Raw genomic sequence first — 7,427 nt, 5'->3', positions numbered from 1 at the left:
CCGCTCGACTTGCATGTATTAGGCACGCCGCCAGCGTTCGTCCTGAGCCAGGATCAAACTCTCCGATAAAGTTGTGCCGGCCTTACGGCCAGCGGTTTATCTCAAGCTGATTAAGCTCAATCATTCGTTGCTGACGAGAATTTCTTCTCATTAATATCTCGATTTCTCGAGACACTTCAATCACTCGTTGTTCAGTTTTCAAAGGACAATCTCGCGTGTTACTCGTTTGTACCAGTCGTTCTCGCGACCGGAATTTCATTCTAACACATTCATCTTAGCAATGCAAGTGTTATTTTTAACATTCTGTAGCAAGTTATCTAACATGAATCTCTCATTCAACCGCGTTTCTTGCGGCCGAGTTATAATATATCACATTAGTTGTTAGCTTGCAACATCTTTTTTTTAATCATTCCCGACTGCCTCTCAGCGGCCGGAAGAACAATATACCACGCCTGCAAAGAAATATTCAACAGGTATATTTTTACATGCATGAACGATTAACTTCCTTTATATACAACCCCGTATAGTTTAGTCTTCATTCAGCAATCTTAAACGGTAAGCAAAGCCAAGATTAAGCCGTCTTCAACCTGCTACCGCGGTGTTAACACCGGGCTTATATTTGACGGGTCGCAGCGCTCATTCCTCCTTCTCTCTCCTGTTCCTGTTCGGGTGCGGCGATTGTGGGTAATACCTCTTTATAAGTTGAAAGCGCCAAACTCACATCGAAAGGAGCATCAGCATGATAAGCGCCCAAACCATTCTTACCATTATCGTCATCAATATCGCTTATGTCTCTCTATCCACGATCCGCATGATTTTGGTGATGAAGGCAAGAAGACTGCTCGCCGCAAGTATAAGTACGGTGGAAATCTTCATATATTTAATGGGTCTTAATATTGTGCTCAAGAACATCGACGACCCTGTCAACATTATCGCTTACTGCGTTGGCTGGGGGGCTGGCGTCTGGCTCGGGATCCGCATTGAAGGCTGGCTTGCGCTCGGGTACACCACTCTGCAAATCGTCGTCGATTATACGGAAACGACTCTGCCGGATACGCTGCGGACCAAAGGATACGGAGTCACTCACTGGATAGCGGAAGGACGCGACGGCCCCCGTCTGGTCATGCAGGTGCTCGCCAAGCGTTCTCTGGAAAAAAAGCTTCTGAGCACTCTTCATGAACTCGCTCCGAAAGCTTTTGTGATCTCTTATGAACCGCGTTTTTTCCGCGGCGGTTTCTGGACGAGGAGACTAAATCCTTAACCTATTGGTGATTCATTTTGTCTCATTCTGTTTATATAAAAGGTTACATAAGTAAACTTCACGCTGTTACTTAGAGAAAAAAAGGGGTGCTGCATGGAATGATTCGTCTGGAAGGTGTTATCAAAAGATACGACGATGGATTCGTCGCACTGAAAAATCTTAACTTAGAGTTCGCCGAAGGCCAGCTCCATGTCCTGATCGGACCAAGCGGATGCGGTAAATCCACCACGATGAAACTGATCAACCGCTTGATCAATCCCTCCGAAGGAAAAGTCACCATTAAAGGGAAGGATATCTCCCAAATGGACCCGGTCGAGCTGAGACGCAATATCGGCTACGTGATACAAAATATCGGCTTGTTCCCTCACATGACGATCGCTAAAAACGTAGCGGTTGTTCCAAAGCTGCTGAAATGGGACCAGCAGCGCATAGATACACGGGTCGATGAACTGCTTCGCCTCGTATCCCTTGACCCGGACACGTTCCGCAACCGCTACCCATCCGAGCTTAGCGGAGGACAGCAGCAGCGTATCGGCGTTATCCGGGCTCTGGCCGCGGAACCCGATATCATTTTGATGGATGAGCCTTTCAGCGCGCTCGATCCCATCTCCCGGGAACAATTGCAGGACGAGCTTATCAGGCTTCAACAGGATTTGAAGAAGACGATTATTTTCGTTACCCATGATATGGACGAAGCCGTGAAAATCGCGGACAACATCGTGCTTATGAAGGACGGCGAAATCGTTCAGCACGGCAGCCCGGAGCATATCCTCCGTTATCCGGCCAACGAGTTTGTAAAGTCTTTCGTCGGTAAAAAGAGGCTGCAGGCGGACACCGGATTCGAGGAAATCCCTACCGTCGATGAGGTTATGGCGGAACATCCGATCACTGCCTATCCTACACGCGGCCTTGCCGAAGCCATTAAAATCATGGAGAAAAACCGGGTCGATTCCCTCCTGATCGTAGACAGGCAGAACCGCCTTATCGGCACGACGTCCATCTTCCAGGTGCTCGACAAGTACAGGCAGGAAAATATCACGCTGGCCGATATCGCCAAGCCTTTTCATCATACGGTCGAAACAGGCACTTCCTTATCCGTGGCAATCCAGCTTATGAACGAACATAACCTTCCTTATATCCCGGTTGTCCGCGAGAACAACACGTTCGCCGGGCTCGTTACCAAAGGGAGTGTAGTCCGTCATATCGCGGATGTATATACGCCTGCCGAGTCCGACGAATTTACCGAAACGACCGAAGCGGCGCTCCAAGCTTCAGCGGAAGACGAGACGCAAACTCCAGTCAGCAGCGGAGGTGCATAAATGGATTTCCTGAACAGCTACGGTCAATTTCTTAGCGACCGGATGCCGGATATCCTGGTCGCTTTCCGGGAGCATCTGATCATTTCGTTCCTGTCCATCCTTTTCGGCTGTATTGTCGCTATCCCTATAGGTGTATATTTGGCCGGAAACCGGATTAAATGGATCAATTCGCTTGTTTTTGCTTTATCGAACCTGCTGCAGACGATTCCCAGCCTCGCCCTGCTCGCTATCCTGATCCCGCTGATCGGGGTCGGCATGAAGCCGGCCATTATCGCCCTGTTCCTGTATTCCCTGATGCCTATCATGCGGAATACGTTCACGGGTTTCCAGGCGGTCAACCCGCATCTGATCGAGGCCGCAAGAGGCATGGGCTACAGCTCCATCCAGCGGTTAGTGCGCATCCAGCTTCCGCTGGCTCTTCCTTACATCATGTCCGGCGTCCGCGTGACAACGGTCTATATTATCAGCTGGGCTACACTGGCGACCCTTATCGGAGCCGGGGGTCTTGGCCAGTTGATTGTAGCGGGGATGGGCGTGAACAAGAAAGAGCTTATTTTTACCGGCGCCATTCTGGCCGTCATCTTGGCCCTGATCGCCGATTTCGTGCTGGGGGCTCTGGAAAAATGGCTCACCTCCCGGACCAAAACATCGGGTGCTAAAACAGCTTAATCTTTTGGAAGGCTACCATCAACGAGCTAAATAAAAGCTTATCACTATAAAAAACGGCCGCGCTGTGAAGGCCGTCTAAAGGGGATTTCGAATGAAACGTGTGAGAAGACGCTTACTGGCAGCAAGCCTTCTCGCTGCGGTTGTTGTGTCAGCAAGCGGCTGCGGACGGGGAGATACCATTCTGATCGGTACGCAGACTTATTCGGAGCCGAAAATTTTGGCCCAAATGTACAAGCTGCTGATCGAGGACCGTACCGACCTAAAGGTGGATGTACTTCCGGACCTTGCGTCAAGCGGAGTCATCATCGATGCCATGAAGAAGGGCGACATCCAGATGTCGACCCTTTATACCGGCGAACTGCTTAACAAGCATTTCCCGATCGAAGACAAGAAAAGAAACCGGGAAGAAGTGCTTGCGGAAGCGCAGGCCGGTTTCGATAAATATTTTAACTTTAAATGGTTTAATCCTTACGGATTTGAAAATACGTACGCCTTTACGGTGCGCAAAGAATTGGCGGACGAGAAGGGCTGGAAGAAGATCTCGGACATTATCCCGGAAGCCGGCTCCATCAAACTGGGGGTAGATACGACCTGGCTTGAAAGAGAAAGCGACGGATACAAGGCGTTCGCCAAACATTACGGGCTTCAATTCGGGGACACGCTTCCCATGGAAGTCGCACTCGTCTACAGTGCCGTAGCCAGCAAAAAAGTGGATATCGTACTCGCTTACTCAACGGACGCCCGGTTAAAAGAATACAATCTGGTGACACTGGAGGACGACAAACAGTTCTTCCCTCCTTACGATGCCTCACCGGTAGTGAAAAAGGAACTGCTGGCCGATAATCCGGAGCTGAACGATATCATCGGACTGCTGATCGGGAAAATCGATGCCAAAACCATGATTGATTTGAACTATGAAGTTGACGTGAAAAAACGCAATGAGAAAAAAGTCGCGGAAGACTATTTAAAACAAATCGGACTGCTGAAATAAAGGTCCTGCAGGCCTTCTAAGGGGACATGAATATGGAGCTTTTCTTTCAATATATGAGTGAAAACTGGCTTGATTTGCTGGGATTGACTTACGATCATATCGTAATGGTTCTCCTTGCCATTCTTATGGCGCTTATCGTCGGGGTGCCGCTGGGCATTTTGGCCGCGCGTTACCGCCGCCTCGGTTCCGTCATTCTTACGGCCGCGAACATCATTCAGGTGTTCCCGAGTCTGGCGCTACTCGTGCTGCTGATGATAGTATTCGGGCTCGGCTTCAAGACAGTGGTTATCGGCCTCTTCCTCTATTCCCTGATGCCGATCATCCGCAACACCTTTGTCGGGCTCACCCAGGTAAATCCGGCGATTACGGAAGCCGGACGTGGAGTCGGCATGAGCCAGCTTCAGCTTATGTGGAAGGTGCAGCTTCCGCTGTCGCTGCCTTTTATCGCGACAGGCGTCCGGGTCGCGGCGGTCATCGCCATCGGCGTGGCTACCATCGCTCCGCTGATCGGGGGCGGGGGTCTGGGCCGGGAGATTTATTCCGGCATCAACATGGACAATTCCGCCCGTTTGTATGCGGGAGCTATCCCGGCGGCGCTGCTCGCGCTGCTGACGGATTTTGTCCTCGGCCAGGTGCAGAAGCGAATGCATGTAAGCCGGTAGTGTAAATAAAAAGAACACGGAAGACTGCCTTTGCAGCCGCCGTGTTCTTTTTATTTGCCGGAAGGGCTCGGGCGCCGCTCCATGAAACGGCTGTACCGCAACCGAGCTTTAGCGGAACGGCAACCGTCTGTCGTCGTACCCACAATACGCGTCGCGTTTGAATACCGGATCGCATTCACGTAATGAACGAGAAGATTCCGCATTGAAAACAAAAAAAGCCGAAAGGGCCCGTTAGGGCTTCTTTCGGCTTCGCGCTTGTTATTTCGCCTGCCATACCTGCGGATCGGATTTACCGCTGTGGTACTCGATACGGTCGGGTACAATTTTCAGAATGACATATTCCGGATCGTGCGGACCGTCGAACCATTCCTTGAAGTCGTCGCGCCATACTTTTTCGCGCAAGCTTTCATCCGTACTCACACTGCCTGTCGCTTCGATCTGAAGGATATCGGAAGAAGGTTTACCGTCAAAGCCCACAAGAATATGTACATGGGGATTATCTTGTATCTCTTCCACCTTATCGGTTTTACGGTTTGTCGCCAAATAAATCGTCAGCTCATCGTGAAATAAAGCCATGTAGCGTACACGCGGCTTCCCATTCTCAACGGTACCGAACGAGCAAAACTCGTTGTTATCCAGAACGCTTACGATCTGCTGTTCCAAAGACGGATTCGACATGCTCTCTCCAGCTCCTTTCGAGTAAACACGTTTCTCTTTCTCTATTTAGCTTACCCGAAAAGAAGGTGCCCCAAACGACATGCAGGGCCGCTTTGGCGAAGCGTTTCTATTCGATTTTGCCCGCCTCATCGGTCACGGCGAAATTGTAGTTCACGGAACGTGTAAAAGGTTCCTGCCGCTCGTTCGCTCCGTTGATGTCGAATGAGATATTATAAACCCCGGGCTCCGTCGGCGCCTTGAAGTTTAAGAGAACTTCGTTCTTCGCGGTTTGCAGATTAACTTCGCCCGCTTGCTGAAGGCTCTTCACCTTGCCTTTGCCTCCGGAACGAGTCAGCTTCGCTTTCTTCGTTTTGGTGTCCTCCAGCTTGCCCGCTCCGTCGAACGAAACGGCAATCTGCGCATTCTCACCTTGTTTGTATTGTTTGCGGGCGTTCTTGATTTGTCCTTTTACACGGCCTTCCGGACGGGCCAGCATAAAGTATGCATCCCCTTCTCCAGACAGCTCCAGGGTCCAGTTCCCCTTTTCCGGGTTCTCAAGCGTAAGCGTATGATGAACGGCATCGGAGAACAGAACGGCATCGTCTTTCTCCGCACTTTTGGCCGGATTAAGCGTGATCTTTTTGCCGGATGGGCTTGTCAATGTGACTTGCGTCGTTTCTTTAGCCGTCAACACATCCAGGGAGATCGAACCGAGACCACTTTCAAGCGGGAAGACCTCTTTTGCGGATCCTTTGGCGAGACTGCCTCCTTTCATAATGAAAGAAGAATTCTCGGAAACCGCAGGAGCTGCTTGAGGGGCGGCAGAGAGGTTCTCTTCTTGAAGCGCCGCCGCTGCAACCGCCTTTTTGCCAAGTGCCAGCTTGGGCTGAACCAGACTCCAAGTCTGGGAAGCCGTCGTCATCGCGCTGTGGGAGATGTTCTTTGTAAAGCTTTTAATGCCATAAGGCAATCCAAGCGCGGATGCTACGCTGACGGCACCGTCATCCTCGCCCGGAAGAATGGCATGGGCGAACCAGTAGGCGGTAAACCAGCCGTCATCACCCTCTCCGCCGGACATGTAGGTCTTAGTAGCGGAGACTCCCGGCTTGCTGTCTGTCTGCGTACGGAAGTTAGCCATGTAGGAAGTTTGCAGCGAATAGACCGCATCGTCTTTCTTGCCTAGGATTTCGGCCAGCCAGCTTGTCCAGTCGCTGTAAGCCATGTCAGCCAGCTCGGAGCCCCTATTCGGCGTAGAAAGCTGATGAACGACGTTCACGTACGGCGCGGCGCCGTAATGCAGGAGTGCGGCTTGCGTGTCGATTCCACCCTTGGAGTGAGCGATGATATTAATTTGGGAGACACCATAATATTGGGCGACCTTCTTGATGACCTCGGCCAGCTTCGGACCGTTGGTCCACATGTCCCCGCCCGCGCCGTCCGCATCTTTCAGCTGTACAAAAGCCGTGCGATACCCGGCCTTATAAGCCGCCTCGTAGTATCCGTCCGTTTTGAGCCAAGTGTTATAATTCGAGTGAAGACCCTGGACGAAAAGAATCACGGGCTTGTCATTGGAAGCCTGCGGAGGCACCGCTCCCGTGTACCAGTCCCCGAAATGACCGGACGGATTGTCGTCATGCAGAGACGGAGCCGGCGGTGGAGCGGCTTGGACCACCGAAGAACACGCAAGAACCGCGGATAAGCCTAACAAGGGGATCATACGGGCACGAACTTTTTGAATCATTTAATTCCCTCCTCTGAATCGATAATTGCTTACCTCTTCATTATATGGAAGAAATTACAATTCAGCATTAGCTGGGTGTTAATTTTAAGAAAACAAAAAAAAGCCCGGAACTATTTCCGGACTAAAG

General features: G+C 51.0%; 7 protein-coding genes and 1 rRNA gene. 5 read left to right on the top strand and 3 right to left on the bottom strand.

Annotated elements, in window-relative coordinates; translation table 11 throughout:
* Positions 1–69: ribosomal RNA gene (locus KVT34_RS19675) — 16S ribosomal RNA — on the bottom strand; the annotation flags it as partial.
* A gap of 670 nt (positions 70–739) precedes the next feature.
* Between KVT34_RS19675 and KVT34_RS19670 the strand changes: the two genes are divergently transcribed.
* The 5 genes from KVT34_RS19670 (at position 740) to KVT34_RS19650 (ending at position 4,902) form a co-directional block, all read left to right on the top strand.
* The gene (locus KVT34_RS19670; protein ID WP_042235903.1) at positions 740–1,261 is read left to right on the top strand and encodes a DUF2179 domain-containing protein; all 522 of its coding nucleotides are present in this window, start codon (positions 740–742) and stop codon (positions 1,259–1,261) included.
* 98 nt (positions 1,262–1,359) lie between these two features.
* Positions 1,360–2,580, top strand: a complete 1,221-nt coding sequence (locus KVT34_RS19665; RefSeq protein WP_217560503.1) for an ABC transporter ATP-binding protein — start codon at positions 1,360–1,362, stop codon at positions 2,578–2,580.
* Positions 2,581–3,249, top strand: coding sequence for an ABC transporter permease (locus KVT34_RS19660; RefSeq protein ID WP_217560502.1), 669 nt, complete (start codon positions 2,581–2,583; stop codon positions 3,247–3,249).
* A gap of 91 nt (positions 3,250–3,340) precedes the next feature.
* On the top strand, positions 3,341–4,240 hold the full coding sequence (locus tag KVT34_RS19655; RefSeq protein WP_217560501.1) for a glycine betaine ABC transporter substrate-binding protein: 900 nt from the start codon (positions 3,341–3,343) through the stop codon (positions 4,238–4,240).
* Between the two features lie 32 nt (positions 4,241–4,272).
* Positions 4,273–4,902, top strand: a complete 630-nt coding sequence (locus tag KVT34_RS19650) for an ABC transporter permease (protein ID WP_217560500.1) — start codon at positions 4,273–4,275, stop codon at positions 4,900–4,902.
* 258 nt (positions 4,903–5,160) lie between these two features.
* On the opposite strand, the gene KVT34_RS19645 is transcribed toward KVT34_RS19650, so the two are convergent.
* On the bottom strand, positions 5,161–5,580 hold the full coding sequence (locus tag KVT34_RS19645; protein ID WP_217560499.1) for a pyridoxamine 5'-phosphate oxidase family protein: 420 nt from the start codon (positions 5,578–5,580) through the stop codon (positions 5,161–5,163).
* A gap of 106 nt (positions 5,581–5,686) precedes the next feature.
* Positions 5,687–7,300: a lipase family protein gene (locus tag KVT34_RS19640; protein ID WP_217560497.1), complete on the bottom strand. Its 1,614-nt coding sequence runs from the start codon at positions 7,298–7,300 to the stop codon at positions 5,687–5,689.
* Between the last annotated feature and the right edge of the window lie 127 nt (positions 7,301–7,427).

It is taken from the genome of Paenibacillus sp. GbtcB18, from assembly GCF_019091125.1.
Classification (GTDB): Bacteria; Bacillota; Bacilli; order Paenibacillales; family NBRC-103111; genus Paenibacillus_F; species Paenibacillus_F chitinolyticus.
This window is presented reverse-complemented; position numbering and strand designations above follow the sequence as displayed.

What these genes read in the sequence shown, in the direction of transcription:
- KVT34_RS19650 (WP_217560500.1), top strand. Translation starts at nt 4,273, where the DNA reads ATGGAGCTTTTCTTTCAATATATGAGTGAAAACTGGCTTGATTTGCTG.
- KVT34_RS19660 (WP_217560502.1), top strand. Translation starts at nt 2,581, where the DNA reads ATGGATTTCCTGAACAGCTACGGTCAATTTCTTAGCGACCGGATGCCG.
- KVT34_RS19665 (WP_217560503.1), top strand. Translation starts at nt 1,360, where the DNA reads ATGATTCGTCTGGAAGGTGTTATCAAAAGATACGACGATGGATTCGTC.
- KVT34_RS19640 (WP_217560497.1), bottom strand. Translation starts at nt 7,300, where the DNA reads ATGATTCAAAAAGTTCGTGCCCGTATGATCCCCTTGTTAGGCTTATCC.
- KVT34_RS19655 (WP_217560501.1), top strand. Translation starts at nt 3,341, where the DNA reads ATGAAACGTGTGAGAAGACGCTTACTGGCAGCAAGCCTTCTCGCTGCG.
- KVT34_RS19645 (WP_217560499.1), bottom strand. Translation starts at nt 5,580, where the DNA reads ATGTCGAATCCGTCTTTGGAACAGCAGATCGTAAGCGTTCTGGATAAC.
- KVT34_RS19670 (WP_042235903.1), top strand. Translation starts at nt 740, where the DNA reads ATGATAAGCGCCCAAACCATTCTTACCATTATCGTCATCAATATCGCT.